Below are 26,205 nucleotides of genomic sequence, written 5' to 3'. Positions count from 1 at the left end.
TTATGATTAATAAAATTTTCTTGTGAATTAATTTAAAAATTTTATCGTTGAATCTTCCCTTTTAAGCTTTTCTAGGCTATATTTTTTTCTAAATTTATAAAAATATTGCCTAGTAAAACAGCTAAACATTAAACATTAGAAAACCATTATTTATGAAAAAATTGCTACTATTAATGGTAGTGGTTATGATTTGTGCAGTACATGGATTTGCTCAAAATAAAACCATTACGGGTAAAGTCACCGATCGCGAGACTAATCAACCAATTGCTGGCGCAACGATCCTCATTGTAGGAACTAATTATGCTGCGCAGACTAATCAACTTGGGGAATATCAACTTGAATTGAAGCAGGAAGTAGCTTCCATTAGCTATTCTTCAATTGGATATGCTACTCAAATAATCAAATTTCAGAATCAAAACAACATTGATGTCGCATTAATTTCCTCTGCTGCTAATCTGGAAGAGGTGCTAGTCGTGGGTTATGGAACTCAGATTAAAAAAGATCTAACGGGCTCCGTGGCAAGCGTTAAAATGTCAGATCTACAAGATGTACCTTTACAAACGATGGAAAGCGCTTTACAGGGTAGAGCCTCTGGTGTATTCATCAATAGTGGGAGTGGAAAATTAGGACAAGCCTTACAAATTCGTGTTCGAGGGACTTCTTCCATTTCAGCAGGAAATCAACCCTTGTTTGTGATCGATGGGGTTCCAATCATTAGCAGCGATTTTGGCACCTATGACGAACCAAGCAACCCGTTAGCGGCTATCAGTCCTGATGATATTGAATCTATGGAAGTACTGAAAGATGCGGCTTCTGCCGCAATTTATGGCGCCCGTGCCTCCAACGGGGTCGTACTTATTAGCACTAAGAAAGGTAAAGCAGGTCGTACAAATATTGATGTTGGATATTATGCAGGTTATAGCAATCCGACAAAAAAAGGAGAATTCTTAAATGCCGATCAATACCGTCAATTATTAACCGAATCGGCTACCAATGCATCCTTAATTGGAGCAGGAAATAGATTCGCAGATATGAATGAGTTTTGGGAGTATTGGGGAGAATCTGATGACTGGAACAACAATTACAACTCCAATTGGGTCAATGAAACTTTTCGTACTGGAAATATTCAACAAATTAGCGGATCCATGAATGGTGGGGATTCTAAAACTAGGTTTTTAGCTTCCGGAAGTTATAATGACAACAAAGGAATTTTAGTTGGGAATCGCTTTGCAAGGACTTCTGGACGTTTGAGTTTAGATCATAGTGCCAATAATTGGTTGGACGTTGGTGGAACTATAAATGTAAATAAAGCCGATAATTACCGTGTAAGTAGTGATAATTCATTCTCGAATCCTCAGCAATTAAACGCCCTCCCTCCCATTCAACCTATTCGTATCAATGGGGAATTAAATCGATATACAATTTATTATAACAACCTAATTGAATTAGAAGATAGTAATAATACCTCCTCCACTTATCGGACATTTGGTACTGCTTATGCAAATGCACGTATTTCTCCTAACTTAACCTTCAGAAGTGAGTATGGTATGGACTTCCAAAATTTAGAGGAAGATCTATACGCAGGTGTTCGTACCGAATTAGGAAGTTCAGGTGGTTACGGATTTAGTTATCAGGCAAGATCTATCAATTTCAACACGAATAATACTTTAACATACCGACAAGTTTTTAATGACCTCCATGAATTAAGTTTAATGGGTGGCATGTCTTACCAAGAAGGACAATTTAGAACGACCACAGCAGAAGGAGAAGGATTTCCCTCCGATCGCTTTAAAAAAATCACTAGTGCAGCTGTCAAATCTGATGCTTCATCGACTGAATCTGATTTTTCATTCTTATCCTATCTTGCAAGAGCGAATTACAAGTTTAGTGATAAGTATTTACTAGATGGTTCGATCCGTGTGGACGGCTCATCTCGTTTTGGTAAAGAAAATAAGTATGGTTTCTTCCCTGCTGCAGGTTTGGGATGGTTAATTTCCGAAGAATCATTTCTTCAAGGGAATCAGACCTTAAACTTTTTAAAATTAAGAGCGAGTTTAGGAAAAACAGGTAATGCCGAAATTGGCAATTATCGGTGGAGAACCTTATATGGTGGGGCAAACTATGCTGGAACTGCTGGAACAGTGCCTATCCAATTAGGAGACCAATCATTAACTTGGGAAAATACACTTTCATCGAATATAGGTTTAGACTTTGGTTTGATTAACGACAGACTTTCTGGATCTATTGAAGGTTACTACAAAAAAACGACGGATTTATTGTTAGATGCTCCAATTGTTTCTACCTCAGGGTACCAAACTATTTATAGAAATATTGGTGACATGGAAAACAAAGGATTAGAAATAACTCTAAATAGTAAAAACTTAGTTGGCGAATTTAAGTGGTCTACTTCATTTAATATTTCGTTCAATCAAAACAAGGTGCTGAAATTAGTTAATGGACAAGCCATTTATGATGGTGGCCGATACCTAGGTCGTGTAGAAGAAGGGCAGCCATTTGGTGTGTTTTATGGAGTAGCCTATGCTGGAGTAAATCCAGATAATGGAGATGCGCTCTTTTATTTAGATGAGACTAGATCTGCCACAACCAATGATTATTCGGAAGCAGGCTTGCAACATTTAGGTAGTCCACATGCGAAATTTTTTGGAGGATTTGGAAACAAATTCAGTTACAAAAACTGGGACTTAGATATCCAAACGCAATTTGTTTCTGGTAATAAAATTTATAATGCTGCCGGTGGATTTCAATCTACCAATGGTGATTACTTAGATAATCAAACTATTGATCAAATGAATTATTGGACCGAAACTAATCGTTATACTGATATTCCTCAACCTCGTTTTTATGATGAAAATGGAACAAACCCATCTTCGAGATATATCCAAGATGGCTCCTATTTTCGTATTAAAAACCTTGTACTTAGTTATGCATTACCAGCAGCTATTGCAAATAAGTACGCGATGCAAAGGGCACGATTGTTTATCACAGGGACCAATTTATTAACCTTGACGAAGTATAATGGTTATGATCCTGAAATCAGCACTGCTTTTGTGGATGGGTACCAAATTGGGACAGATTTTTACACCTCACCACAGGCGAAAACTATAACATTCGGAATTAACATTGGATTCTAACAAAACATTAAAAGAACATGAAAACTCTAAATAAATTTGCAATTCCACTACTAGCCCTTGTTTTAACAGCAAGCTCATGCGCTAAAAAATTGGACCTTGAACCTGTGGATAATATTTCATCTGATGTAGCACTGGAAGATGCAAATGATGTAAATAACGCTTTAATAGGGGCTTATACGATCATTGCCAAAGCATCTTTATACGGCACAAATTTAATAATGGTCCCCGATTTATACGCAAGCCCAGACTATGTGCTTTGGACAGGATCCTTTGACACGTATAGGCAGTTTTATAATCAAACGGTTCTAGCACAGAATGAAGACATCACACGTACCTGGACGGACGCTTATCAAGCGATCAACATCGCTAACACGGTATTGGAATCATTAAATGTAGTGACCGACGAGGAGCAAAAGGCGGAAATTCAAGGTAAAGCACTGTTCATCCGTGGAATTATGTATTTCGAATTGGTGCGTTTGTATGGTTTACCCTACGAAGCAGGGACTGCAAATAGCCAACTCGGTGTACCCATTAGCTTGAAAGCTGTTAAAGCTTTTGAAGATATTATTGCTGATGTTAAAAGAAGTACTGTTGCTGAAGGATATACACAAGCAGAAAATGACTTAACACAAGCCATATCCTTATTAACTGAATATCCATCGGATTTAAATGCAGCTAAAGGTATGCTCGCTCGTTTATATTTGCAACAAAGTAAATTTGATCAAGCGAGAGATTTAGCCGATGAGGTTATTAATTCAGGTGACTATAATTTAATAGACAATCTAGAATCCCCATTTCGTATAAAAAACTCAAATGAAGGTGTTTTTGAAATCCAACAAAACCAACAAAGCAATGCAGGTTCATCAAATGATGGATTGGCAACCTTCTATTCTAATTACTTAAACAATAGTGGAGGTGAAATAGGACGCGGTGATTTAAGCATTGAACCCGCATATATAAACAGTTTCGAATCTGGAGATCTTCGCGTTAGTTTGTTAATGTATCCTGGAATAAATTCAGGTACCTATAGTAAGAAATGGTATAATTATTTTGACAATATCCCTGTTGTTAGACTTACCGAACTTTATTTGACTAGAGCAGAATGTAATTTTAGATTATCGACGAATGTTGGGGATACTCCATTAAATGATCTTAACACCCTACGCACACGTGCAGGTGTAACGCCATTTAACACCTTAACCCTCGAGCAAATTTTAACAGAAAGGGATAGAGAACTCTCTTTCGAAGGTTATAGATTACATGATTTGAAAAGAACCAAACGTACGGTCGGATCATTACCTTATAATTCTGGGAAATTAGTGTTCCCTATTCCAGCGCGTGAACGAGCAGTGAATCCTCAATTGGAACAAAATCCAGGATACGCAAACTAAATATTCAACGCTTAAAAAAAGAAATCCACCTTGATAAAAGGTGGATTTCTTTTTTTTAAGCTTAATTATTTGAGCGATTTGATCCACATGACAATGTCATTCAATAGTTCCTCGTTCAAAGTTTCTTCAATTTCACTATACTCGGCTACAGCTCCAGTCTTTGCCTTTTGAAATAAATGATTCAATTCTGGATAAACTTTGATTGCATTCAATTTACCTTTAGGTAAATTATCTGTCAAGCTCTCTGCATTTGCTAAAGCGGGCACTTGAATATCCTTTCCTCCAAAAGCAGCAAAAACAGGAATATTAATTTTTTTAATCTGTGGGATGGGATCAATTTTCAAGAAATATCGGTACCAAGGGGTTAGCAATGTTGCTATTCCACGTGCAAATTCAGGATTTTGACTTTCAGGTAAAGCCTGCATATTCTTCATTAAAGAATCCATTGCTTGACTTGCAGGTAAATCACTCATTACAATACGATAATTTTCTCTTTGCACAGCAATTTCTGTATTGGTCATTGATTTGCCCATACTTTTCATAATTGCTTGGCTCTGTAGTAATAATAAGGAATCCATGGGAATGGTAGGGCCTGCCAGAGAAACCATAAATTTTAATGCAGGAACTTTTTGCCCTGCTAATAGGAATGCAATTAAACCTCCTTCACTATGTCCAATAATTCCAATTCGTTTCGGATTTACAAATGGCTTAGTTTTTAAATAATTCAATGCCGCTATCGCATCTTTCGAGAAATCAGCACTAGTAGCTGTTTTAAAATCACCTTTCGACTCAGCTACTCCACGATCATCATATCGTAAGACCGCAATACCATTTCTAGTTAAAAAATCTGCTAAGATTTTAAAAGGTTCATGCCCCATTAAAGACTCATTTCGGTCTTGTGGCCCACTTCCTGAAACTAAAACCACTGCAGGATATTTATCCTTCCCTCTTGGATAAGTGATGGTACCCGCTAAGTCAATTTGATCGTTTTCATTTCGAAATGACACAGCTAATGTATCATAGGAATAAGGTGTTTTCACCTGTTGGCTACGTTTAAATCCTATCGAGTTTTTTAAATCCGCTGAATTAGAAATCTCCAAGCGCATAGGCGCTTCCAGGGCGCCTTGCTTGATGGTTCCATTAATTTGTTTTTTGTCAGATGCCAACTTCCCTTGATAACTTAATCCAATTGATTTGACCTCTAAATAAACTGAATCTTCTTGTACTCGAAAGGAAGACAAGGGAATTTTAGCAGTAGATTGCTTCGGACTTTGCATGGTTCCAGTCCATTGATCTAATAACTTTAGTTCAAAGACGATGGGCAATTCTAATCCAGGAACATTTAAGGTACCTCTCCAAATACCTTCAAAATTTTGGGCTAATACGGAAAAACAAGAAGAAAGAATGGCGATAATAAGAAAGTATTTTTTCATAAACTACAGGATATATGGATAAGAAAATTTTAATACAGCATCTACTAGTAAAGTTATGACGATTAACAATATGGTAAAAGTTTTTTTTTTTATATTCATGGCAATTTTCATACCTGTGACCAATAAATAGAAAAAATAGAATATTCCAAATAGTGCAAGTATACCCATTCCGCCCATCAATACTAATTCATATTTTGGTACAGTTTTAAGTTGAAAGTCATGGTTTTCTATAGCGATCTGAATATGTGCAGTATGCTTTTGAACAAATGGATTAAATAAGATAATCGCAAGGAATACTTGTGTTAATTGAGCAAACCATACGACGTTTAACACATCAATAAATCGTGTTTTAGAAAAAATAATCTTCCCATAAATAAATAGAACTAGGGTTAAGACTAGGGTATTAATTGCATTATTAACCAATGAATACCCTAAAGGCATAGAAGAAATTTGATGAAGTTGAATAATACCATCTGCAATGTAATTCCATTGATTACTAAAAATGGAATGAACAAAATAACCTGCAAAGCCTAAAAAAAATAATTGATTATCAGTTAGGTTATCGAATGGATTGATAAGAGTTTTAATCATTGGATTTCCTTAAGTATAAATCAATCATTTTTTGAACTTCCTCGGGTTGTTGTGTTCCAATTAGGATTCTTCGTCCATTCATCAAAACCAATTGAATACCATGTTTGCCTTTGGCATTAATGGCTGTGCCATCCTTTCCAAATCGATAGCCCCAACCTCCAAAATCCATTAACGTATAGGTACGCATATAGCCTGTTTGAACATCTTTCCAAAGGATGGTTTTATTCCAAACCAATGGTATAAATCGGATATGTATACCTATTTCATTATAGCTTGTTCTTAATTTTACCACATTTAAAAGCACAGCAATGGAAATTAAAATCCAAAAGCTTGGATTCTTAATAAGCTTATTCAAATCGACATTTGCTTGGTATAAAAAGACGGCCGCTAGGGTAAGTAAGATTATAATCAGCCATTTACCGTACATACTTTGTACTTCTTTAAACATCATAATATTTCATTTATTTTTTTTAACTTCTCTATTAAGTCATCTAATTTATTTCGAACGGTAGGATAACTTTTCCCCAACTTAATAGCCATCTCCTTAAGACTTCCAGAATTTAAAAGGAACTGCACAATAAACTCCTGATCTTCAACATCTAAACGAGATAAATTTGGTAAGGAAAATTTACCTAAGACTTCCGTTTCACAGGATGTACAGGATAATTTAATCACCTTCATTTCTGAATCACAAGATGGGCAATGTAAAGGAAATCTCATGTTTATTAGATTATTTTTAATAAAGTTAAAAAATAAATAAACATTATTAAACATTTAATCAATATTATTTAATAATGTGGTTTAAATCGGTTGGAAATATTCAATTTTGTATATTTGCTCAATTTAAGTTGAAATGAGAAAATTTATAGGCTTTATCCTGACCCCCCTATTTTACATTTGTTTTGCATTATCCTTGCTCATCTTTCATCCTATCCAATGGATATGTTTAAAATTAGGTGGATATAAGGCTCATAAAAGAAGCGTTGATATCCTAAATGGTTTACTTGTAGCCTGCAATTACACATTATTCAATAGGACGCAATTCATTGATAATTTCAACATACCCACAGGTAGAGCTGTAATTTTCGTTGCAAACCATCAAAGCACCTACGATATACCTCCTTTAATTTATTTTTTAAGAAGATTTCACGGTAAATTTATTTCGAAGATTGAATTGGCTCAAGCTGGTATTCCAAGTATATCCTATAATTTAAAACACGGAGGAGCAGCTAATATTGATAGAAAAGACCCTAAACAGTCCATAGCTGAAATCTTAAAATTGGCCAACAACATGAAGGAAAAACAATGGTCAGCTTTTATTTTTCCGGAAGGTACCCGCACTAAAACAGGTAAAATGAAATCCTTTTCCGTGGGCGGTATTGCGACACTACTCAAGAAAAATCCAGAAGCATTAGTTGTTCCCATTGCCATCAATGGATCCTACAAAATGGTGGCATATGGTGCATTTCCCCTACGTCCATTCACACACATGACCTGGGAAGTGCTTGATCCGATACAAACTACGGGATTAAATGTTGAAGAAATTGTTCAATTAGCTGAAAATGCTATTCGCAGCAAAGTCAAAGAAGAGAATTAACCAATTTATTTAACAGACCTTCCCTTCCAATCGTACTTACCGATATTCCCCATTAATCCGATATACACTAAATATAAGGAATGAACAATAGTCAGTAAAGGAAGATGAAATAACAGCTCTTTCCGGTTAATAAAAGTCACTATTGGGTACAAAAAGAATAATTCAATTAAAAATTTAAGCAGTATTGAAATGCCAAGCAATCCTAATCCATCTTGCGGATAGAAACAGCATAATAATAAGCTCAGCACATAAGCCAAATTAAATAACCAAATACATATCCCCAAAACGACGACTTTCTTATCCTTGTACTTCGTGCTTTTGGAAGCCCAACGTCTACGTTGACTGATGAATGCAGGCAAATTCTCTTTGGCATCGGTATATACTACAGCCTCTCTGGATTTACAAAAACCAATTTGCTTGGGATTGGAGGCTGCTACCTTATGCAAAAGTAATTCATCATCTCCTGACGCTAATTCGTCAATTCCTTTGAATCCCCCCATCTCAAAAAATAAGGATTTCCTATAGGCCAAATTCGCTCCGTTACAAGTCGTTGGATTTCCATTTCCAATACCCGCAGCACCTAGTCCAATTAGGTAAAGAAATTCCAAGGTTTGCAATCTTTCAAAATAGGATTTTTCCTCATGGTAGGATACGGGAGAAGAGACCATTGATTTGTGCTGCTGTTCCATAAATAGCATGATTGTGCTTAACCAGGATTCGCCCATTCGACAGTCAGCATCCGTCGTCACAATTACATCTCCTGAGGAACAGTTTATCGCTCTATCAATCGCTAATTTCTTATACGAGTTTAATTTATCTCCTTCGTTTAACTGTAGTAAACTCACCCCACGATTTTCGTAGGTACGGACAATAGCTGCCGTCTGGTCAGTAGAATGGTCATCAACAACAATAATCTCTATTAATTCTGAAGGATAATCCTGTTTTACGATACAATCTAATGTTTTACTGATATTCTCCTGCTCATTACGCGCGGCAATGATAACCGAAACTTTGGTTTTAGGTTCTGCTTTTAACGGAACAAAGTAGGATAATTTTGTCCAACCATAGCGCATATATAGTACTAATACTACATATACTACCGTCATTACAAATAAGAATAAATTAAGATGTTCGATCACTTAAATAATTTACGTTAAATACAAAAAATGAACCTATGATCGCTGGTAAAATCAAATTGACAAACCAAACACAGGAAACAATAGCCATTACTGCAATTTCTTGCGTAGTAATATATGCATACAAATTACTAGCCACGAAACTACGTACAGAAAAATCAAATATATCTAAGGATGGAACAGCAGACTGGATAAAAAACATAATAAATATCATCAAAACCATAGATACCAATGGTAAATCTGGAATGATAATCATCATTAATAGTATATATTGGGAAGTGAATATACAATATCGTAAGGCAGAAATAAATAAAACACGCGAGAGTTCTTTTAAAGTAAAATTCTCAAGAACGGTAAAATAGGGTTTAATTTTAGTTAGAAATTTAACTTTACCTACTAAATAATCCACCCAAGAAACATTGAAATAAAGAACTACAAATGCTAGCGCATATATAGCTGCAAGGATCCATACACCAAATTTTACTGGGGTTGGCGTTTCCAGAAAAGTAGTGACAAACCAAGCGATTCCCATGGCTCCAAATACACTGGTCAGCACCAATTGTCCAAATAAACCTACACCCATCGCTACAGCTCCAGATGCCCGGTTTTCGGGTTTTAATAACAGCACCCTACCTCCATACTCGCCTATTCGATTAGGCGTAAAAATGGCCCAAGTAAGTCCGCAAAAAACAGACTTAATCGCTCTCCACCAACCTATTTCTTCAATCCGCCTACTTAAAAACTTCCATTTCGCTACTTCTAAAAACCAATTGACGAGCATTAAAATAAAGACAGCAATCATTAAAATCCGGATGGTTACTGGATCAATAGTTGATATCAACACTTCAAACTCTTTGAGGTTTTTTTGATTGTTAACTTTGCTTACGACAAACCACATCGCTAAGCCAACGATTACAATTTTTATAAGCAGATTGAGATATTTTCTTTGTGTCTTTGTCAATTTCTCGAATAAAAGCACAATTTTAATGATTTTTTAATAAATAATGGATTTTCAATGCTATTCTTTAGAAAATCGTATTATTGTAACATGCAAAAAGAGCCAGCGAAGGAACGTATTATTTTAGGAATAGATCCAGGAACAGTTGTTTTAGGTTATGGGATTATTAAGGAGGTGAATAAAAAGATTAGTCTTGTAACACTAGGGGTAATCAAAATGGGGCATTTAGACGATCATGCCCTTAAATTACAACGCATTTTCAAAAAAACCGCTGCACTAATTGCAGAATATCAACCGGATTGTGTCGCATTGGAAGCTCCCTTTTACGGAAAAAACATTCAAGTTATGCTTAAGCTTGGCCGAGCTCAAGGAGTAGCGATGGCGGCAGCTCTAAACGCAGATATCCCTATAACTGAGTATTCACCAAGGAAAATAAAACAATCGGTTACAGGCAACGGGAATGCTAGCAAAGAGCAAGTAGCTTCCATGTTGCAAACGCTATTAGGCTTTAAAGAAACACCTGAGTTTTTAGATGCCACAGATGGGCTCGCAGTAGCGGTATGTCATTCGTTTCAACAAAATCAAAATACTACTTCTAAAAGTTATACAGGATGGGAAGCTTTTGTTAAGGATAATCAAAAAAGGATTAAATAATCTGCTGTGTTATAATTGCACTTGACGAATGACATTCTTCACATTCAATTCAATGATATCTGTCATGGACTCACAATTAAAATAGTTTTCATTCTGATAGTATTTTGCATAACTCTCCCTCAATTGCACTATGTTCTCACGGGTAGACAATTGCTGAGTTTTAGAAGCATCCCTTAAATCTTTTATGCGATGTCTTTCACTACGTACTCGATGAACGATGGAAGATCGTTCCTCTTGTTGATATTGCAGCACCGTTGCTTCATTCAAATGCTCCATAGACAATTTTACATAGGGATAGTTTTCTTTGAAAAACTGTGGCATGTACACCTTGATGTTGCCTTCATAAAACTGTTGATCAAAATCTATCGATCGAATTCTAAACTGAAAGTCGTCAAAGTCTGGGGTAATTTGCATAACAAAATTATAAGCGCGCATATCGCCTAAAAGTGAAATGACACATCGCTCATTGAATTTAACAAATTCCTTCGCTATTCTAGTCAAATTATAATCTGGTGTATACATTCTCGTTTTTGAAAACACATCTCCAGGAATACCAACGATATGTTCCTCCACCAAGGTTTCTCGATCGTATAAATAGTTTACTTGATTGGGTGAAAGAATTTCCTCCAGTTCTAAACCGTAAATGCGCGAAGCATCTGCTTGCTTGATATAGAAATAATCATAAACATCATTTAACTGATTTACGATCTTTATTCGAAAAGGATGGGTATTTCCAAATGCACAAAACTCAATTTTTTCTATCAATTTATGCTGCACAATACGCGTATTTCCTGAAGCTTTCAATTTAGCATACACAATTTTCAATTGACTATATAAAGCATCTTGAACATATTGAGGGTAAATAGGTATCTCCCACAGGGTATCATTTCCAAATTTATCAATCGATGGGATGGTCTCATGGAAGTTCAATAAATCATGGTAGGCTACTGGTAATTTATCCTCACGCTGATATGCCTTTAAATACTTGAATAAACCTGGACCAATAGGATAAATAGGTTTTTTTCTAGAAATTTTAACATCATCTTCCATCCGCTTTCAATTAAATATTAAAAATCTAATGTACAAAATATAGACTAATATTGAGATAAATGGTTAATGCGAATATGCTAAAAAAAATGACATTATTTTATTAATTAATTATTAGAATAACAATTATTGTTGTTATTTTTGAAAAATCATAATTCGTTATAACATACATGTAAATACATATAAAGAGAAGAAGCTCCCCGGGCGAGGAGCTTCAACGCTAACCAATTATAAACCTATGTTATTTTGAGGGAAGTAACATGAAAAAATTTTGTGTTTTATCACGTTTGTTGAAACAAATTTATGATTTTTAATAAAATAATGGAAATTTTTTTCATTTTTTTAGATATTTTTAAAAAAAATTCATTTTTATAACAGATAAATACCATTTTTATGGAAAAAAACTATTCAAATTACGATTTAGACAACCTAGATGTTCAAATTTTATCCATTTTAATGGAAGATGCATCAATTCCATATACAGAAATAGCTAAAAAACTAATAGTTTCTGGAGGAACCATCCATGTTCGCATGAAAAAAATGGAAGAATTAGGAATAATTAAAGGATCTAACCTAATTATTAACCCTCAGAAGGTAGGATTTGACATTACAGCCTTCTTAGGTATCTATTTAGAGAAAGGATCTCAATATGTAGATGCCGTTGAACAGTTAAGACAGGTGAAAGAAGTTGTAGAATTACACTATTGTACTGGACAATACAGTATGTTTGCAAAAATTGTTTGCAAAGACACATCCCATTTGCGTAAAGTACTTAATGAAGATATTCAAGGATTAAAAGGAATTCAAAGAACTGAGACCATTATTTCACTTGAAGAAAGCATAAAAAGACAAATAACATTGTAAAAGTTGTTTTGTCCGAATAAAAAAAGCCCTAAAAATATTTTTTAGGGCTTTTTTTATTTGATTTTATGAAAACAAACCTTGTTTAGTCTATTTTTTCATTGGATTTTATCAATTCATTCAAAATATTGATGTAAAAATTGATTCCATCAGTTATTTCCTGTAAATAGATATACTCATCTGCCGAGTGAGATCGCGCAGAATCTCCAGGCCCAACTTTCAAAGATGGTATAGGTAATAACGCTTGATCACTCATTGTGGGACTTCCATATACCGATTTGCCTAATTTTTGACCTGCCCGAACTATTGGATGGTCTAAAGCAATTGTAGAAGGATTTAAACGAGTTGATCGGGCTTGAACCTCACACGTTACAAACTGCTTAATGATCTCAAGCACCTCCACATTACTATATACATCGGTAGTTCTCACATCCACCACAAATTTACAAGAAGCTGGAACTACATTGTGTTGAGAGCCTGCCTCAATCATAGTCACGGACATTTTTATAGGTCCTAGAAACTGTGATTGCTTTGGAAATTGATAGTGTTGAAACCATTGAATAGCATCAATGGCTAAATAAATGGCATTGATACCTTCTTCACGAGCGGCATGTCCAGACGCTCCTACTGCTTCACAATCTAACACCATTAAGCCTTTTTCTGCAATGGCAAGTTCCAATTGCGTTGGCTCACCGACTATGGCAAATGCACAAGGAGGAATATGCTTATAAGCTTCCTCAATGCCTCCCTTCCCTGACACCTCTTCCTCTGCCGAAGCAATAAGACATATATTAAATGGTAAGTTCTCTTGATTATAAAAGTATCTAAATGCTGCAATGAGGGAAACTAAACAACCTCCAGCATCATTACTCCCCAAACCATATAATTTACCATCTTCTACCAAAGGTTGAAATGGGTCTTTAGTATAGCCAGGGTTAGGCTTTACCGTATCGTGATGAGAATTTAATAGAATAAAAGGCAACCCGGGATTAATGTATTTATTAAAAGCAATAATATTATTCCCAACTTGCTTTGTTTCTATTTGATTATTATTCAAAAATTGAGTTAGTAAAAACGCAGTTTCCGTTTCTTCCCTACTAAAAGATGAAGTTGAAATCAAATCTTTCAGAAGTTGAACACTATCTTCAATTAATGAATCTATATTAGTCATTATATAAACCTCCAGCTTTCTTAGCTGATAATTTTATTCCTTTAATAAAAGCAGAACTAAATCCGTTATGCTCCATTTCATTCAATCCTGCAATAGTACATCCTTTTGGAGAAGTCACCTTGTCAATTTCACTCTCTGGATGGGTTTGCATTTGCAATAACAAATCTGCCGCTCCCTTTGCGGTTTGAATCGCCATTTTTAAAGCATCATGGGCATGAAAACCTATCTCTACTCCACCTTGTGATGCAGCACGTATACTACGTAAGAAAAATGCGATTCCGCATGCACATAAAGCGGTTGCTGAAGTCATCAAGTCTTCATTAATTACCACCACTGAACCTACTGATTCAAAGATGACACTGACTTCGTCCAATTGCTCCTTAGCAGCTGCATCACTCGCGATACAAGTCATGGATTGACCTATTGCAATGGCGGTATTGGGCATAGCACGTATCACGACTTTATCTTGTCCCAAAACATCTTTTATATCCTGGCATGAAACCCCAGAAATTACAGAGATCAGGGTTTGATTGGCTTGAACAACATTCGCTAATTCGTCCATGATTTTACGAATTTGCTGAGGAAGGACAGCTAATACTATAAAGTCTGCTCCCTGAATAGCTTCCACATTGTTTTCACTAACTTGGAATCCAGCTTGCTTCTCTTCATCTAAAGAAGCTAAGCTTCTTCTCGTAATAGTAATATCTTGAGGGGAACAATAATTAGATTTCACTAAGCCTTTGGCTAAAGATAGACCGATGTTTCCACCTCCGATAATGGTAATTTTATTCATCTGTGTTTAAGTTTAGGCAATTAAGCATGTCCCAAATTTACGCTGTTGGAACAAATGCAGGTTATTTGCGTTGCCAATGTACACATTATTTACGCCTTTTGAAATAGCTTCAAATGCATTATGTAACTTCGGAATCATCCCGTCATGAATCACCTTATTCTCCTTTAATTGCTCGAATTCCGTCGACTTGATTGTTTCAATTACAGAATGCTCATCATTGACATCAGACAACACACCATTTTTCTCAAAACAATAAATCAGAGATACCTCATATATGCGAGATAAAGCAATAGCCAAAGAAGAGGCTATTGTATCCGCATTGGTATTTAACAACTGACCAGAACCATTATGGGTAATAGCAGAAAATACAGGGGTAAATTCGACTTCCAACAATTTCTTGATAGCCGAAGTATTGACAGAATCCGCTAATATATCTCCCACAAAACCATAATCTATTTCTTTGACAGGTCTCTTTATTGCACGGATAACATTAGCATCTGCCCCACATAAACCAATAGCATTACAATTATATTTCTGAAGTTCGGCAACGATATTTTTATTCGTCAATCCGGCATAAACCATAGTCACAACATCCAGCATCGCTGCATCTGTGATACGTCTTCCTTCCACCATTTTAGCTTCAATGCCCATGTCAGCTGCTATTTTTGTAGCAATCTTACCACCGCCATGAACCAAAATACTACGTCCTGGTAAAGAAGAAAACTTTTCCAAGAAACTTTTCAATTGTAGGGGATCATCAATGATATTTCCCCCAATTTTAACAATGTTTAAGCCAGACATTTATCCCTTTAAATTTTCCAACATTTTCGTTAACACCACTTGTGCTGCCCAAACCCGATTACTAGCTTCTTTAATAACTAGTGAATTCGGCCCGTCTAAAATCTCCGAAGACAATTCCAAATCTCTTCGCACAGGTAAGCAATGCATTACTTTGGCATCATTTGTCCAAGCAAGTTTTTCATTATCCATCATCCAATTTTCAGAAACTGGATATACTGAACCATATTCTTTAAAAGAAGACCAATTTTTCACATAAACAAAATCAGCATCTTGCAATCCCTCTTTTAAATCATGGGTAATATTCGCACCATCAGTAAATTCTTCAGACAATTCATACCCGGCAGGATGAGCAATAGTAAAATCAACTAAGCCATCTTTTTGAGCACGAGACATCCATTCAGCAAAAGAATTTGGCACTGCTTGTGGCAATGCTTTCACATGTGGAGCCCAGGCCAAAACTACCTTAGGTTTTGCTATTTTTTTATGTTCTGTTATGGTTATTAGATCCGTTAAACTTTGTAAAGGATGGCGTGTTGCGCTTTCTAAAGAAATAACAGGCACCCCACAATAGTTAATAAATTTATTAAACAGATCTTCGGAGTAGTCTGCTTCTTTATCTTTCAATGAAGGAAAAGAACGTAGACCCAAAATATCGCAATATTCACCCATCACTGCTGCAGCCTCCCGGATATGTTCAACGGTTGTGCCATTCATTACAACACCATCTTGTGTTTCCAATGCCCAACCATCTTTATCCATATTCATCACCATCACATTCATCCCAAGATTCATAGCAGCTTTTTGCGTACTTAAACGAGTACGTAGACTAGGATTTAAAAAAACCAAGCCTAAGGTCTTAAATTTACCCAATTCAGGCGCTTCATTCGGACTACCCTTTATTGTTAAAGCTTCTGAAACCAACTCTTGTAAGTTCGCAACATCAGCAACAGAAAAAAACTTATTCATATAATTCTTGTTAGGCTTTTAATCGATCATCAAAAGCAGTTAAAAATTGATCAGCGATCGCCTTCGTAATATTCAACGCTGGTAAAAGACGAATAACATTGGGCTTAGCTTCCCCAGTAAATATTCGGTTCTTCATAAGTAAATCTTTCTTTACATGAGCCAATTCGACAGGTAATTCAATCCCAATCATTAAACCCCGACCTCTTACCTCTAACACTTTATCAAAACCCCTCAATTCTTGAATTAAATAATCACCAACCGCTTTAGCATTCGCTAATAAATTTTCATTTTTAATGACATCCAATACAGCAACTCCAGCAGCACATGCAAGATGATTACCCCCAAAGGTTGTACCTAGCAATCCAAAAGAAGCTTTGAAATTCGGTGCGATAGAAATCCCTCCTACTGGAAAACCATTCCCCATACCTTTTGCCATGGAATAAATATCCGCATTTACGCCAGCGTAATCATGCGCATAAAAATCTCCCGTTCTACCATAACCACATTGAACTGAATCTGCAATAAATACCGATTCGTATTGATCACATAAAGACCGGATTAATCGTAAAAAATCAACCGAAGCTTCCCGAATCCCCCCTACACCTTGTATACCTTCAATAATAACTGCAGCTACCTCATCCCCATATTCTTCAAAAGCTTTCGTTAACGCTTCTTCATCATTAAAAGGCAAAAAAACCACATGATCCGTTTCATTCACTGGAGCTATGATCGACGGATTGTCGGTAGCGGCAACAGCCAAAGAAGTACGACCATGAAAAGATTTCGTAAAAGCGATAATTTTTTTTCTACCCGTATGAAAAGAAGCTAACTTAAGCGCATTTTCATTTGCTTCAGCACCAGAATTACAAAGGAATAAACTATAGTCAGTTTTTCCAGAAACCTCACCAAGCGCATGCGCCAATTTTTGTTGTATAGGTATCAATACGGAATTGGAATAAAAGCCAATTTCATTCAATTGTGTAGTAATTGCATCCACATAACGAGGGTGAGTATGCCCTATCGAAATAACCGCATGACCACCATATAAGTCAAGGTATTCTACACCTTGATCATCCCATACCATAGATCCCAAAGCTTTGGTAATATTGATAGGGGTAACAGGATAAACATTAAAAAGTTCCATGAAAATGAAATAATATTTTTAATAGTATTAAGAGATTCAAATTTACAAATAAAATAATGATGACAAATGCCAAACAGCATATAAAAAAAAAGTCCTCTTTTTGCAAAGAGGACTTTCTATAGCTATAAGATTTGATTATTCACCAACTTTCTTATCTTCAGATTCTACGATTGCTTGATCTTCAGCAGCTACTTCAGTAACCTCTTCGGATTTAACCTCAGACGTTTTCTTTTTTGAAGCACTACGACGTCGAGTTGATTTTTTATCAGTTTTAGCAGTTTTGCCATAAACTTCGTTATAATCAACTAACTCAATGAAAGCCATCTCAGCGTTATCACCTAAACGATTTTCTAATTTAATGATACGTGTATAACCACCTGGACGAGTTGCTACTTTTTCAGAAATCTCGCGGAATAAGATAGTTACTGCATCTTTATCTTTTAAATATGCAAATACAGTACGACGTGAATGAGTCGTATCGTCTTTCGACTTCGTGATTAATGGCTCCACATAAGTACGTAAAGCTTTAGCTTTAGCCAAAGTTGTAGTAATACGTTTGTGTTTAATTAAAGAAGTCGCCATATTAGCTAACATCGCCTTACGGTGACTGTCAGTGCGGCCTAAGTGGTTGAATTTTTTTCCGTGTCTCATTGTTATTTTGTTTTTGTGCGTACCGTTCTATCGAGCCTAGTTAAACTAGTAAAGAGGAATTACGCAACAGGTCGCTTATTTATTAATTTCAATATTATTCTTCGTCTAATTTATATTTAGACAAGTTCATACCAAATGATAATCCTTTAGATTTTACCAATTCTTGGATTTCACTTAATGATTTTTTACCGAAGTTACGGAACTTCAACATATCAGCAACATCATAAGTTACTAATTCCGCTAAAGTACGAATATCAGCAGCTTTTAAGCAGTTCAACGCACGAACTGAAAGATCTAAATCAACAAGTTCAGTTTTCAAAATTTTACGCATATGTAAAATTTCTTCATCTACCACTTTCGTTTCTTCTTTCGTTTGTGATTCTAAAAGCATATTCTCATCCGAGAACAACATAAAGTGTTGAATAAGAATTTTAGCTGCTTCTTTAAGCGCATCTTCTGGATGAATAGAACCATCTGTAGAAATATCTAACAACAATTTCTCGTAGTCAGTTTTTTGTTCTACACGGTAATTTTCAATGGTATATTTAACATTTTTGATCGGAGTATAGATCGAATCAATTGCAATAACGCCAACTGGTCCATCGGTAACTTTGTTTTCCTCCGCATTTACATAACCACGACCTTTACCTACTGATAATTCCACTTCAACAGTAACCGAATTATCCATGTTACAGATCACTAAATCTGGGTTTAATACAGTAAAGTTGTTTGAGAATTTGGTAATATCACCTGCAGTAAACTGATCTTGACCATTGATAACGACAAAGATCTTTTCGTTATCGCCTTGCTCTCCAGTTTTACTGAAACGAACTTGCTTTAAATTCAAGATAATCTCTGTCACGTCTTCTACGACTCCTTTAATTGTAGAGAATTCGTGCGAAACGCCAGAAAATCTTATCGACGTAATTGCATATCCTTCTAAAGAGGACAATAGAATACGGCGTAAAGCATTACCAATAGTAACTCCAAAACCTGGCTCTAATGGACGAAATTCGAAGGTACCATCAAAATCAGTTGATTTTTGCATGATAACTTTATCCGGTCTTTGAAATGCTAAAATTGCCATTTATGTTTTTTTAAGTTTAATACTATTTTGAGAAAAAGCAATATGTATTTTATTCAAATACATATTGCAATCAATTATTATTTAGAGTATAACTCTACAATTAAGTTTTCTTTAATATTCTCAGGAATATCTACTCTTTCTGGGTAAGATACAAAAGTACCTTTCAATTCATTTGCATTCCAATCTAACCAACTGAATTTGTTGATTTTTCTTCCTGCAACAGAATTCACGATAGCCTCAAGAGTCTGAGAACGCTCACGTACAGCGATTACATCGCCTGGACGGATGCTATATGATGGAATATTAACGACAGAACCGTTAACAGTAATGTGCTTGTGGGAAACTAATTGACGAGCAGCTGAACGTGTTGGAGCAATTCCTAAACGGTAAACAACGTTATCCAAACGAGCTTCTAATAATTTCAAGAAGTTCTCACCGGTAATACCTTGTTTTGCAGCAGCTTTTGCAAATAAGTTTGCAAATTGACGCTCCAATACACCATACGTGTATTTCGCTTTTTGTTTTTCTAACAACTGAACTGCATATTCAGATTGTTTTCCTCTTCTTTTAGATGGTCCGTGTTGACCAGGAGGATAATTCTTTTTTTCTAATGCCTTATCTGGGCCGAAAATTGGCTCTCTAAATTTACGAGCTATTTTGGACTTAGGTCCTGTATATCTTGCCATTTTTTTATGCTGTTTGAAGTATCTATCAGTCTGAAACTGTAGAATCTTATCTTAAACAATTCTGTTATTAAACTCTTCTGCGTTTTGGAGGACGACAACCATTGTGTGGAAGTGGAGTAATATCCTTAATGGTAGTTACATCAATTCCAATAGTTTGTAATGAACGAATCGCAGATTCACGTCCAGCACCTGGACCTTTAACGAAAACTTCAACTTTACGTAATCCTAAGTCATAAGCAACTTTACCACAATCTGTAGCTGCTTGTGAAGCGGCATATGGAGTGTTCTTTTTAGAACCTTTGAATCCCATTTTACCTGCTGATGACCATGAAATAGTCTGACCTTGATTATTAGTCAAAGTTACGATGATGTTGTTAAAAGTAGCGTTGATATGAGCTTGACCAACAGGCTCGATAACTACGATACGTTTTTTAGTAACTTTTTTACTTTTAGCCATTTTTAATTATTATTTAGTAGCTTTTTTCTTGTTTGCAACTGTCTTACGTTTTCCTTTTCTAGTACGTGAATTGTTTTTTGTACGTTGTCCACGAACTGGAAGATGTTTACGATGACGTAGGCCACGGTAACATCCGATATCCATTAAACGTTTGATATTCAATTGTACTTCAGAACGTAAAGCGCCTTCTACCTTAATCTCATCATTGATGATGGTACGGATTGCTGACAATTGATCATCATTCCATTCCTGTACTTTCACGTCGTGACTGATACCTGCCTTATCCAAGATATAAGCAGCTGTATTACGACCAATACCGAAAATATAGGTAAGGCCAATAACACCTCTTTTGTTTTTAGGTAAATCTATACCTGATATCCTTGCCATATAATACTTTAAGCGATTATGATTAAATTAACCCTGACGTTGTTTGAACTTAGGGTTCTTTTTGTTGATTACAAAAACTTTTCCTTTGCGGCGAATAATTTTACAATCCGCACTACGTTTTTTTATTGATGCTCTAACTTTCATTACGTTTATATTTTAAAAGCTATGTTGAAGAAACCAATTCTTATTTATAGCGATAGGTAATTCTTCCCTTTGATAAATCATAAGGAGACATTTCAAGTTTTACTTTATCCCCAGGTAATATTTTTATATAATGCATTCGCATCTTTCCTGAAATATGAGCGATGATCTCATGACCATTCTCTAATTCTACACGAAACATCGCATTGGAAAGTGCTTCTTTTATAATGCCGTCTTGCTCTATTGAGGCTTGTTTAGCCATATATACTGTTTTTAATTATGTATTAACCCGCAAACAGGAGTGCAAAGATAAATAAAATAATTGAATACCAACTACTTTTTACTCAAAACTTTCTCTATCGCTTCGAAATTCAACAACACATCGGGAACTCCTTTTCGAATGGCAACCATCTGCTCAAAATGTGCCGATAATTTACCATCGATCGTACTTACAGTCCAACCATCATCCCAAAATTTTACGGCAGCCTTTCCCGCATTAATCATAGGTTCAATACAAATCACCAAACCTTCTTCTAATTTTGGACCAGAACCACGTTTACCGTAATTTGGAACTTCCGGCTTTTCATGTAAATGAAACCCAACCCCATGGCCAACTAATTCCCGAACAATACCATAACGATATGGACTTACATATTCTTGAATGGCGGAAGAAATATCTCCTACCCGTTTGCCAACCACAGCTTGTTCAATTCCTGCATATAAAGAGGCCTTCGTAACTTCAAGTAATTGTTTGGCTTCTTCCGAAACTTCTCCAACAGCAAAAGTATAGGCCGAATCACTGATAAATCCATTCAGATTTACACCTCCATCTACTGATACAATATCACCCTCTTTCAATTCATAATCACTCGGGAAACCATGAACGATCTGATCATTCACTGAAATACACAAGGAAAATGGAAAGCCGTGATAATTTAAAAAAGCTGGAGTACCCTTATGATCTTTGATAAATTCAAAAGCAAATTTATCCAATGACAAGGTCGTAATTCCTGGTTTGATTATTCCAGCGATTTCAGCAAGCAATTGCGAGAGTACATTTGCAGACTCTCGCACTTGACTAATCTCTTCTTCTGTTTTATAATATACCTTTGACATTAAAAACTATAATGCTGACTGATCATAACCCTCAACAGTACTTGCCGTACTTCTTCCCTTCACTCTACCAGTTTTCATTAATCCATCGTAATGACGCATTAATAAATGACTTTCAATTTGTTGAATGGTATCTAAAACAACACCAACCAAAATCAATAAGGAGGTACCTCCATAAAAATGTGCAAACTGATTATCAATACCAAATAGCGTAGCTACAGCGGGTAAAATCGCTATTATAGCAATAAATATCGCGCCTGGAAAGGTAATATGAGAAATTACATTATCTATAAACAAGTTTGTATCAAATCCAGGTTTAATACCAGGAATGAAACCTCCATTTTTCTTCATATCCTCCGACATTTGTTGAGGATTAACCATGATTGCCGTATAAAAGAATGTAAATGCAATAATCAATAAGGCAAATACAACATTATACGTAACCGAGGTATAATTACTCAATGAATTTAAAAAGTCAGATTGGACATTCGGGAAAAACTGAGTCAAAGACATAGGCAAAAACATGATTGCCTGAGCAAAGATAATCGGCATAACACCCGCAGCATTTACTTTCAACGGAATGTATTGGCGTACCCCTCCAATTTGTTTATTACCTACTATTTTCTTCGCGTATTGAACCGGAATCTTTCGTACACCCTGTACAATTAAGATGGTAAAAATAACCACAAAGAACAAAGCAACAAACTCTAATAATAGAGGAATCGCACCTCCACCTCCTGGACTCATTCTAGAAGCCCATTCCGAGGTAATTCCTGCTGGTAATTGTGCAATGATACCCGCCATAATAATTAACGAAATACCATTTCCAATTCCTTTGTCAGTAATCTTTTCACCAAGCCACATCACAAACAATGTACCTGCTGTCAATACAATAGCGGAAAGAACGGAGAACATCGGATCTGCAATAGTTTTAGCTTCTGGACTGATTTGAGTCTTCACATAAGCCACTGCTTGTACCAATGTAATTGCTACTGTTAGGTAACGAGTAATTTGAGTCATTTTCTTACGTCCTGACTCGCCTTCTTTCTGCATCTTTTGAAAAGCAGGAACAGCAATCCCCAATAGCTGCACTACAATAGACGCTGAGATATATGGCATGACACCTAATGCAAAAATAGCTGCTCTAGAGAAAGATCCTCCGGCAAACATATTGATTAGATTCATTATGCCATTACCACTTTCCCTATTTACGACCAAAGCATCAGGATTTACACCTGGCAATACCACGTGACATCCAATGCGGTATATTAAAAGAAATAGTAACGTATTTAAAATACGATTACGTAATTCTTCTATCTTCCATATATTGGTTAAGGTTGTGATTAGTTTCTTCATGTATGATTACAATTTAACAATTGAACCGCCTGCTGCTTCAATCGCTTTTTGTGCTGAAGCTGAAAATGCATGTGCTTTAACTTCGACTTTGGTAGTAAACTCACCACGACCTAAGATTTTAATTAAGTCATTTTTCGAAACTAAACCATGAGTTCTTAACGCTTCAAAGTCTACTGAAGTTAAATTGTGTTTCTCTACTAAACCTTGTAATACATCTAAGTTAACACCTACATATTCAACACGGTTAATGTTTTTGAAACCAAATTTAGGTACGCGACGTTGCAATGGCATCTGTCCACCTTCGAAACCAATTTTGGTCGAATTACCTGAACGAGAACCAGCTCCTTTGTGACCACGAGTGGAAGTACCACCACGACCAGAACCTTGTCCACGACCTATACGTTTTCTGCTTTTTGTTGAACCAGCTGCTGGTTTTAAATTACTTAAGTTCATTATAACTTTAAATTATGCTACGCCTTCGCTCTCACTAAACAGGCCATAACAATGAATAACTTGAATTAACAAAATGGAAAGGACTGTGAGCATCCTTCCCATCTTTATAATCTTATTAGATAGATTCTATCGCTACCAAGTGGTTCACTTTGCGAACCATACCGATAATTGCTTGCGTAGCTTCTACTTCTACAGAGTGGTTAATACGTTTCAATCCTAACGCCTCAATTGTTCTTTTTTGACGCTCGCTTCTATCGATTACACTCTTAATTTGAGTAATTCTGATTTTTGCCATGATATTAACCGTTAAATACTTTGTTTAAATCAACACCACGATGTTGAGCAACTGTATATGCATCACGCATATTTGCTAATGCATCAATTGTTGCTTTTACTACGTTGTGTGGGTTAGATGATCCTAATGATTTTGCTAATACGTCTGTAATACCAGCTGATTCTAAAACTGCACGCATCGCACCACCTGCTAGTACTCCTGTACCACTTACTGCTGGTTTGATTAATACTGAACCACCTGAATATTTTCCGTACTGCTCATGAGGAACTGTACCTTTGATGATAGGAACTTTAACTAAATTTTTCTTAGCATCATCAATACCTTTAGTAATTGCTTCAGTTACTTCTTTAGCTTTTCCTAAACCGTATCCTACGATACCATTTTCATCACCAACAACAACAATAGCTGAGAAACTGAAGGTACGACCACCTTTAGTAACCTTCGCTACACGTTGGATGCTTACTAAGCGATCTTTTAATTCAATTTCGCTTGATTTTACTCTTTTAATATTGCTTAATGCCATCTTCTTATTAAATTAAAAGTCTAAACCGCCTTCGCGAGCACCTTCAGCCAATGATTTAATACGGCCATGGTATAAGTACCCATTACGGTCAAAAACTACTTTGCTAATTCCTGCTGCAATCGCTTTCTCAGCAACTAATTTACCAACAGCTTTCGATTGATCCACTTTATTACCAGTTTCAGCAAACTCTTTAGATAAAGTAGATGCTGAAGCTAAAGTTTTTCCAGTTACATCATCGATAACTTGTGCGTAAATTCCTTTATTGCTTCTAAATACAGTCAAACGTGGACGTTCAGTTGATCCAGCCAGGTGTTTTCTAATTCCTTTTTTGATTCGCTCTCTGCGATTTGATTTAATTCCTGCCATGGTTATTATTTTTTAGCTGATTTACCTGCTTTTCTTCTCAATACTTCACCTGCAAACTTGATACCTTTACCTTTGTACGGTTCTGGCTTACGGAAGCTGCGGATTTTAGCGGCTACTTGACCTATTAATTGCTTGTCTGTAGACTCTAAAGTGATGGTCGGGTTTTTACCCTTCTCAGCAGTAGTTGTAACAATAATTTCCTTTGGCAATACGAATACAATCTGGTGAGAGAAACCTAAAGTTAACTCTAATGTATTACCAGTGTTTGAAGCACGGTAACCAACACCCACTAGTTCTTGTGTAGTTTTATACCCTTCTGTTACACCAATTACCATGTTGTTCAACAGGGAACGGTATAAGCCGTGTAATGCTTTGTGTTTCTTTTGTTCAGTAGGACGACTGATAACGATGTTGCCATCTTCTTGACTTACGCTAATGTCGCTGTCCACTTGTTGTGATAATTCACCTTTAGGACCTTTTACTGTTACCAGGTTCTTGTCTGAAACAGTAACCGTTACACCAGAAGGTATAGCGATAGGTGCTTTTCCAATTCTTGACATTTCTTTGTGTTTTTCCTAGATTAATAAATGTAACATAAAACCTCACCACCAACATTTTGAACTGCCGCTTCCTTGTCAGACATTACCCCTTTTGAAGTAGATAATATCGCAATTCCTAAACCATTCAAAACACGTGGCATGTTTTCCACACTTGCATACTTTCTTAAACCAGGTTTACTCACACGTGTCAAAGTGCGAATAGCCGGTACTTTGCTAATCGGATTGTATTTTAATGCAATCTTGATAGAACCTTGAGGTCCTTCTTCAATAAATTTGTAATTAGCAATGTAACCTTTGTCGAAAAGAACTTTCGTAATTTCTTTTTTAAGGTTCGATGCAGGAATTTCAACAACCCTGTGGTTGGCCTTAATGGCATTCCTTACTCGGGTAAGGTAATCCGCTATTGGATCTGTATTCATTATGTATTAAATTATG

Annotated in this window: 32 protein-coding genes; 5 read left to right on the top strand and 27 right to left on the bottom strand. The window is 36.0% G+C overall.

Translation table 11 applies throughout. The annotated features are described in order from the left end of the window. Nucleotides 1–152: 152 nt before the first annotated feature. A complete protein-coding gene (locus ACFRAE_RS03020; protein ID WP_422795633.1) occupies nucleotides 153–3,152 on the top strand; it encodes a SusC/RagA family TonB-linked outer membrane protein in 3,000 nt (999 codons plus the stop codon). 17 nt (nucleotides 3,153–3,169) lie between these two features. Beyond that, entirely contained in the window at nucleotides 3,170–4,543 is a 1,374-nt protein-coding gene (locus tag ACFRAE_RS03015) for a RagB/SusD family nutrient uptake outer membrane protein (RefSeq protein ID WP_422795632.1), read from the top strand. 65 nt (nucleotides 4,544–4,608) lie between these two features. Here the strand turns inward: ACFRAE_RS03015 and ACFRAE_RS03010 are convergent, their stop codons facing one another. The 4 genes from ACFRAE_RS03010 to ACFRAE_RS02995 are packed head-to-tail and all read right to left on the bottom strand — an operon-like array spanning nucleotide 4,609 to nucleotide 7,287. After that, nucleotides 4,609–5,976, bottom strand: a complete 1,368-nt coding sequence (locus ACFRAE_RS03010) for an alpha/beta hydrolase family protein (RefSeq protein ID WP_422795631.1) — start codon at nucleotides 5,974–5,976, stop codon at nucleotides 4,609–4,611. A gap of 3 nt (nucleotides 5,977–5,979) precedes the next feature. Beyond that, nucleotides 5,980–6,567, bottom strand: coding sequence for a YIP1 family protein (locus ACFRAE_RS03005; protein WP_422795630.1), 588 nt, complete (start codon nucleotides 6,565–6,567; stop codon nucleotides 5,980–5,982). Beyond that, entirely contained in the window at nucleotides 6,560–7,018 is a 459-nt protein-coding gene (locus tag ACFRAE_RS03000) for a hypothetical protein (protein WP_422795629.1), read from the bottom strand. Before ACFRAE_RS03000 ends, ACFRAE_RS03005 begins: the two co-directional genes overlap by 8 nt. Then, nucleotides 7,015–7,287: a DUF2089 family protein gene (locus tag ACFRAE_RS02995; protein WP_422795628.1), complete on the bottom strand. Its 273-nt coding sequence runs from the start codon at nucleotides 7,285–7,287 to the stop codon at nucleotides 7,015–7,017. The genes ACFRAE_RS03000 and ACFRAE_RS02995 overlap by 4 nt, the downstream gene beginning before the upstream one ends. 133 nt (nucleotides 7,288–7,420) lie before the next feature. Here ACFRAE_RS02995 and ACFRAE_RS02990 point away from each other — a divergent pair, with 133 nt between their 5' ends. Then, nucleotides 7,421–8,164, top strand: a complete 744-nt coding sequence (locus tag ACFRAE_RS02990; protein WP_422795627.1) for a lysophospholipid acyltransferase family protein — start codon at nucleotides 7,421–7,423, stop codon at nucleotides 8,162–8,164. Nucleotides 8,165–8,169: 5 nt separating this feature from the next. Here the strand turns inward: ACFRAE_RS02990 and ACFRAE_RS02985 are convergent, their stop codons facing one another. Together ACFRAE_RS02985 and ACFRAE_RS02980 are read right to left on the bottom strand one after the other, a co-directional pair. Next, a complete protein-coding gene (locus ACFRAE_RS02985) occupies nucleotides 8,170–9,303 on the bottom strand; it encodes a glycosyltransferase family 2 protein (RefSeq protein WP_422795626.1) in 1,134 nt (377 codons plus the stop codon). Then, nucleotides 9,287–10,261 (bottom strand): lysylphosphatidylglycerol synthase domain-containing protein, encoded by a 975-nt coding sequence (locus ACFRAE_RS02980; RefSeq protein ID WP_422795625.1) that lies wholly within the window; start codon nucleotides 10,259–10,261, stop codon nucleotides 9,287–9,289. The genes ACFRAE_RS02985 and ACFRAE_RS02980 overlap by 17 nt, the downstream gene beginning before the upstream one ends. A gap of 87 nt (nucleotides 10,262–10,348) precedes the next feature. Between ACFRAE_RS02980 and ruvC the strand changes: the two genes are divergently transcribed. Beyond that, complete coding sequence (gene ruvC, locus ACFRAE_RS02975; protein WP_422795624.1) at nucleotides 10,349–10,912, top strand: crossover junction endodeoxyribonuclease RuvC; 564 nt, start codon at nucleotides 10,349–10,351, stop codon at nucleotides 10,910–10,912. A gap of 9 nt (nucleotides 10,913–10,921) precedes the next feature. Here ruvC and ACFRAE_RS02970 read toward each other — a convergent pair whose 3' ends face one another. Beyond that, nucleotides 10,922–11,962, bottom strand: a complete 1,041-nt coding sequence (locus ACFRAE_RS02970) for a hypothetical protein (RefSeq protein WP_422795623.1) — start codon at nucleotides 11,960–11,962, stop codon at nucleotides 10,922–10,924. Between the two features lie 390 nt (nucleotides 11,963–12,352). On the opposite strand from ACFRAE_RS02970, the gene ACFRAE_RS02965 reads away from it, so the two are divergent. Next, the gene (locus ACFRAE_RS02965; protein WP_422795622.1) at nucleotides 12,353–12,823 is read left to right on the top strand and encodes an Lrp/AsnC ligand binding domain-containing protein; all 471 of its coding nucleotides are present in this window, start codon (nucleotides 12,353–12,355) and stop codon (nucleotides 12,821–12,823) included. Nucleotides 12,824–12,905: 82 nt separating this feature from the next. Here ACFRAE_RS02965 and ACFRAE_RS02960 read toward each other — a convergent pair whose 3' ends face one another. The 20 genes from ACFRAE_RS02960 to rpsH all read right to left on the bottom strand — a co-directional run bounded on the left by ACFRAE_RS02960 (nucleotide 12,906) and on the right by rpsH (nucleotide 26,192). Continuing rightward, nucleotides 12,906–13,991 carry a M20 family metallo-hydrolase gene (locus ACFRAE_RS02960; RefSeq protein WP_422795621.1) on the bottom strand — a complete coding sequence of 362 codons (1,086 nt, stop codon included), beginning with the start codon at nucleotides 13,989–13,991 and terminating at the stop codon, nucleotides 12,906–12,908. Then, a complete protein-coding gene (gene proC, locus ACFRAE_RS02955) occupies nucleotides 13,984–14,784 on the bottom strand; it encodes a pyrroline-5-carboxylate reductase (protein ID WP_422795620.1) in 801 nt (266 codons plus the stop codon). Before proC ends, ACFRAE_RS02960 begins: the two co-directional genes overlap by 8 nt. Before the next feature lie 12 nt (nucleotides 14,785–14,796). Beyond that, the gene (argB, locus tag ACFRAE_RS02950) at nucleotides 14,797–15,585 is read right to left on the bottom strand and encodes an acetylglutamate kinase (protein WP_422795619.1); all 789 of its coding nucleotides are present in this window, start codon (nucleotides 15,583–15,585) and stop codon (nucleotides 14,797–14,799) included. Next, nucleotides 15,586–16,551, bottom strand: a complete 966-nt coding sequence (locus tag ACFRAE_RS02945) for an acetylornithine carbamoyltransferase (protein WP_422795618.1) — start codon at nucleotides 16,549–16,551, stop codon at nucleotides 15,586–15,588. 10 nt (nucleotides 16,552–16,561) lie between these two features. Then, the gene (locus ACFRAE_RS02940) at nucleotides 16,562–17,695 is read right to left on the bottom strand and encodes an aspartate aminotransferase family protein (RefSeq protein WP_422795617.1); all 1,134 of its coding nucleotides are present in this window, start codon (nucleotides 17,693–17,695) and stop codon (nucleotides 16,562–16,564) included. A gap of 135 nt (nucleotides 17,696–17,830) precedes the next feature. Continuing rightward, on the bottom strand, nucleotides 17,831–18,346 hold the full coding sequence (rplQ, locus tag ACFRAE_RS02935) for a 50S ribosomal protein L17 (protein ID WP_422795616.1): 516 nt from the start codon (nucleotides 18,344–18,346) through the stop codon (nucleotides 17,831–17,833). Between the two features lie 94 nt (nucleotides 18,347–18,440). Further along, entirely contained in the window at nucleotides 18,441–19,433 is a 993-nt protein-coding gene (locus ACFRAE_RS02930) for a DNA-directed RNA polymerase subunit alpha (protein WP_422795615.1), read from the bottom strand. 77 nt (nucleotides 19,434–19,510) lie between these two features. Next, the gene (gene rpsD, locus ACFRAE_RS02925) at nucleotides 19,511–20,119 is read right to left on the bottom strand and encodes a 30S ribosomal protein S4 (protein WP_422795614.1); all 609 of its coding nucleotides are present in this window, start codon (nucleotides 20,117–20,119) and stop codon (nucleotides 19,511–19,513) included. Nucleotides 20,120–20,186: 67 nt separating this feature from the next. After that, complete coding sequence (gene rpsK, locus ACFRAE_RS02920) at nucleotides 20,187–20,576, bottom strand: 30S ribosomal protein S11 (protein WP_422795613.1); 390 nt, start codon at nucleotides 20,574–20,576, stop codon at nucleotides 20,187–20,189. Nucleotides 20,577–20,585: 9 nt separating this feature from the next. Further along, nucleotides 20,586–20,963 (bottom strand): 30S ribosomal protein S13, encoded by a 378-nt coding sequence (rpsM, locus tag ACFRAE_RS02915; RefSeq protein ID WP_422795612.1) that lies wholly within the window; start codon nucleotides 20,961–20,963, stop codon nucleotides 20,586–20,588. Nucleotides 20,964–20,990: 27 nt separating this feature from the next. Further along, nucleotides 20,991–21,107: a type B 50S ribosomal protein L36 gene (ykgO, locus tag ACFRAE_RS02910; protein WP_013665024.1), complete on the bottom strand. Its 117-nt coding sequence runs from the start codon at nucleotides 21,105–21,107 to the stop codon at nucleotides 20,991–20,993. 40 nt (nucleotides 21,108–21,147) lie between these two features. After that, complete coding sequence (gene infA, locus ACFRAE_RS02905) at nucleotides 21,148–21,366, bottom strand: translation initiation factor IF-1 (RefSeq protein ID WP_016196832.1); 219 nt, start codon at nucleotides 21,364–21,366, stop codon at nucleotides 21,148–21,150. 71 nt (nucleotides 21,367–21,437) lie between these two features. Continuing rightward, a complete protein-coding gene (map, locus tag ACFRAE_RS02900; protein WP_422795611.1) occupies nucleotides 21,438–22,220 on the bottom strand; it encodes a type I methionyl aminopeptidase in 783 nt (260 codons plus the stop codon). Between the two features lie 6 nt (nucleotides 22,221–22,226). After that, nucleotides 22,227–23,573 (bottom strand): preprotein translocase subunit SecY, encoded by a 1,347-nt coding sequence (secY, locus tag ACFRAE_RS02895; protein WP_422795610.1) that lies wholly within the window; start codon nucleotides 23,571–23,573, stop codon nucleotides 22,227–22,229. 6 nt (nucleotides 23,574–23,579) lie between these two features. Next, nucleotides 23,580–24,026: a 50S ribosomal protein L15 gene (gene rplO, locus ACFRAE_RS02890; RefSeq protein WP_422795609.1), complete on the bottom strand. Its 447-nt coding sequence runs from the start codon at nucleotides 24,024–24,026 to the stop codon at nucleotides 23,580–23,582. Between the two features lie 115 nt (nucleotides 24,027–24,141). Then, nucleotides 24,142–24,321, bottom strand: a complete 180-nt coding sequence (gene rpmD / locus ACFRAE_RS02885) for a 50S ribosomal protein L30 (protein WP_422795608.1) — start codon at nucleotides 24,319–24,321, stop codon at nucleotides 24,142–24,144. 4 nt (nucleotides 24,322–24,325) lie between these two features. Next, complete coding sequence (rpsE, locus tag ACFRAE_RS02880) at nucleotides 24,326–24,829, bottom strand: 30S ribosomal protein S5 (RefSeq protein ID WP_422795796.1); 504 nt, start codon at nucleotides 24,827–24,829, stop codon at nucleotides 24,326–24,328. A gap of 27 nt (nucleotides 24,830–24,856) precedes the next feature. Then, complete coding sequence (rplR, locus tag ACFRAE_RS02875; RefSeq protein ID WP_422795795.1) at nucleotides 24,857–25,219, bottom strand: 50S ribosomal protein L18; 363 nt, start codon at nucleotides 25,217–25,219, stop codon at nucleotides 24,857–24,859. Further along, nucleotides 25,216–25,770 carry a 50S ribosomal protein L6 gene (gene rplF / locus ACFRAE_RS02870; protein WP_422795607.1) on the bottom strand — a complete coding sequence of 185 codons (555 nt, stop codon included), beginning with the start codon at nucleotides 25,768–25,770 and terminating at the stop codon, nucleotides 25,216–25,218. The genes rplR and rplF overlap by 4 nt, the downstream gene beginning before the upstream one ends. Before the next feature lie 20 nt (nucleotides 25,771–25,790). Beyond that, entirely contained in the window at nucleotides 25,791–26,192 is a 402-nt protein-coding gene (gene rpsH / locus ACFRAE_RS02865; RefSeq protein WP_422795794.1) for a 30S ribosomal protein S8, read from the bottom strand. Nucleotides 26,193–26,205: the final 13 nt, after the last annotated feature.

This window comes from Sphingobacterium sp. HJSM2_6 (genome assembly GCF_049316305.1).
In the GTDB taxonomy this organism is placed as follows: domain Bacteria; phylum Bacteroidota; class Bacteroidia; order Sphingobacteriales; family Sphingobacteriaceae; genus Sphingobacterium.
The sequence above is the reverse complement of the archived record's forward strand: the minus strand, read 5'-3'. Positions and strand labels throughout refer to the sequence as shown.

Coding starts and splice junctions, on each gene's coding strand:
- ACFRAE_RS03020 (WP_422795633.1), top strand. CDS start 153: ATGAAAAAATTGCTACTATTAATGGTAGTGGTTATGATTTGTGCAGTA.
- ACFRAE_RS03015 (WP_422795632.1), top strand. CDS start 3,170: ATGAAAACTCTAAATAAATTTGCAATTCCACTACTAGCCCTTGTTTTA.
- ACFRAE_RS03010 (WP_422795631.1), bottom strand. CDS start 5,976: ATGAAAAAATACTTTCTTATTATCGCCATTCTTTCTTCTTGTTTTTCC.
- ACFRAE_RS03005 (WP_422795630.1), bottom strand. CDS start 6,567: ATGATTAAAACTCTTATCAATCCATTCGATAACCTAACTGATAATCAA.
- ACFRAE_RS03000 (WP_422795629.1), bottom strand. CDS start 7,018: ATGATGTTTAAAGAAGTACAAAGTATGTACGGTAAATGGCTGATTATA.
- ACFRAE_RS02995 (WP_422795628.1), bottom strand. CDS start 7,287: ATGAGATTTCCTTTACATTGCCCATCTTGTGATTCAGAAATGAAGGTG.
- ACFRAE_RS02990 (WP_422795627.1), top strand. CDS start 7,421: ATGAGAAAATTTATAGGCTTTATCCTGACCCCCCTATTTTACATTTGT.
- ruvC (WP_422795624.1), top strand. CDS start 10,349: ATGCAAAAAGAGCCAGCGAAGGAACGTATTATTTTAGGAATAGATCCA.
- ACFRAE_RS02970 (WP_422795623.1), bottom strand. CDS start 11,962: ATGGAAGATGATGTTAAAATTTCTAGAAAAAAACCTATTTATCCTATT.
- ACFRAE_RS02965 (WP_422795622.1), top strand. CDS start 12,353: ATGGAAAAAAACTATTCAAATTACGATTTAGACAACCTAGATGTTCAA.
- ACFRAE_RS02960 (WP_422795621.1), bottom strand. CDS start 13,991: ATGACTAATATAGATTCATTAATTGAAGATAGTGTTCAACTTCTGAAA.
- proC (WP_422795620.1), bottom strand. CDS start 14,784: ATGAATAAAATTACCATTATCGGAGGTGGAAACATCGGTCTATCTTTA.
- argB (WP_422795619.1), bottom strand. CDS start 15,585: ATGTCTGGCTTAAACATTGTTAAAATTGGGGGAAATATCATTGATGAT.
- ACFRAE_RS02945 (WP_422795618.1), bottom strand. CDS start 16,551: ATGAATAAGTTTTTTTCTGTTGCTGATGTTGCGAACTTACAAGAGTTG.
- ACFRAE_RS02940 (WP_422795617.1), bottom strand. CDS start 17,695: ATGGAACTTTTTAATGTTTATCCTGTTACCCCTATCAATATTACCAAA.
- rplQ (WP_422795616.1), bottom strand. CDS start 18,346: ATGAGACACGGAAAAAAATTCAACCACTTAGGCCGCACTGACAGTCAC.
- ACFRAE_RS02930 (WP_422795615.1), bottom strand. CDS start 19,433: ATGGCAATTTTAGCATTTCAAAGACCGGATAAAGTTATCATGCAAAAA.
- rpsD (WP_422795614.1), bottom strand. CDS start 20,119: ATGGCAAGATATACAGGACCTAAGTCCAAAATAGCTCGTAAATTTAGA.
- rpsK (WP_422795613.1), bottom strand. CDS start 20,576: ATGGCTAAAAGTAAAAAAGTTACTAAAAAACGTATCGTAGTTATCGAG.
- rpsM (WP_422795612.1), bottom strand. CDS start 20,963: ATGGCAAGGATATCAGGTATAGATTTACCTAAAAACAAAAGAGGTGTT.
- ykgO (WP_013665024.1), bottom strand. CDS start 21,107: ATGAAAGTTAGAGCATCAATAAAAAAACGTAGTGCGGATTGTAAAATT.
- infA (WP_016196832.1), bottom strand. CDS start 21,366: ATGGCTAAACAAGCCTCAATAGAGCAAGACGGCATTATAAAAGAAGCA.
- map (WP_422795611.1), bottom strand. CDS start 22,220: ATGTCAAAGGTATATTATAAAACAGAAGAAGAGATTAGTCAAGTGCGA.
- secY (WP_422795610.1), bottom strand. CDS start 23,573: ATGAAGAAACTAATCACAACCTTAACCAATATATGGAAGATAGAAGAA.
- rplO (WP_422795609.1), bottom strand. CDS start 24,026: ATGAACTTAAGTAATTTAAAACCAGCAGCTGGTTCAACAAAAAGCAGA.
- rpmD (WP_422795608.1), bottom strand. CDS start 24,321: ATGGCAAAAATCAGAATTACTCAAATTAAGAGTGTAATCGATAGAAGC.
- rplF (WP_422795607.1), bottom strand. CDS start 25,770: ATGTCAAGAATTGGAAAAGCACCTATCGCTATACCTTCTGGTGTAACG.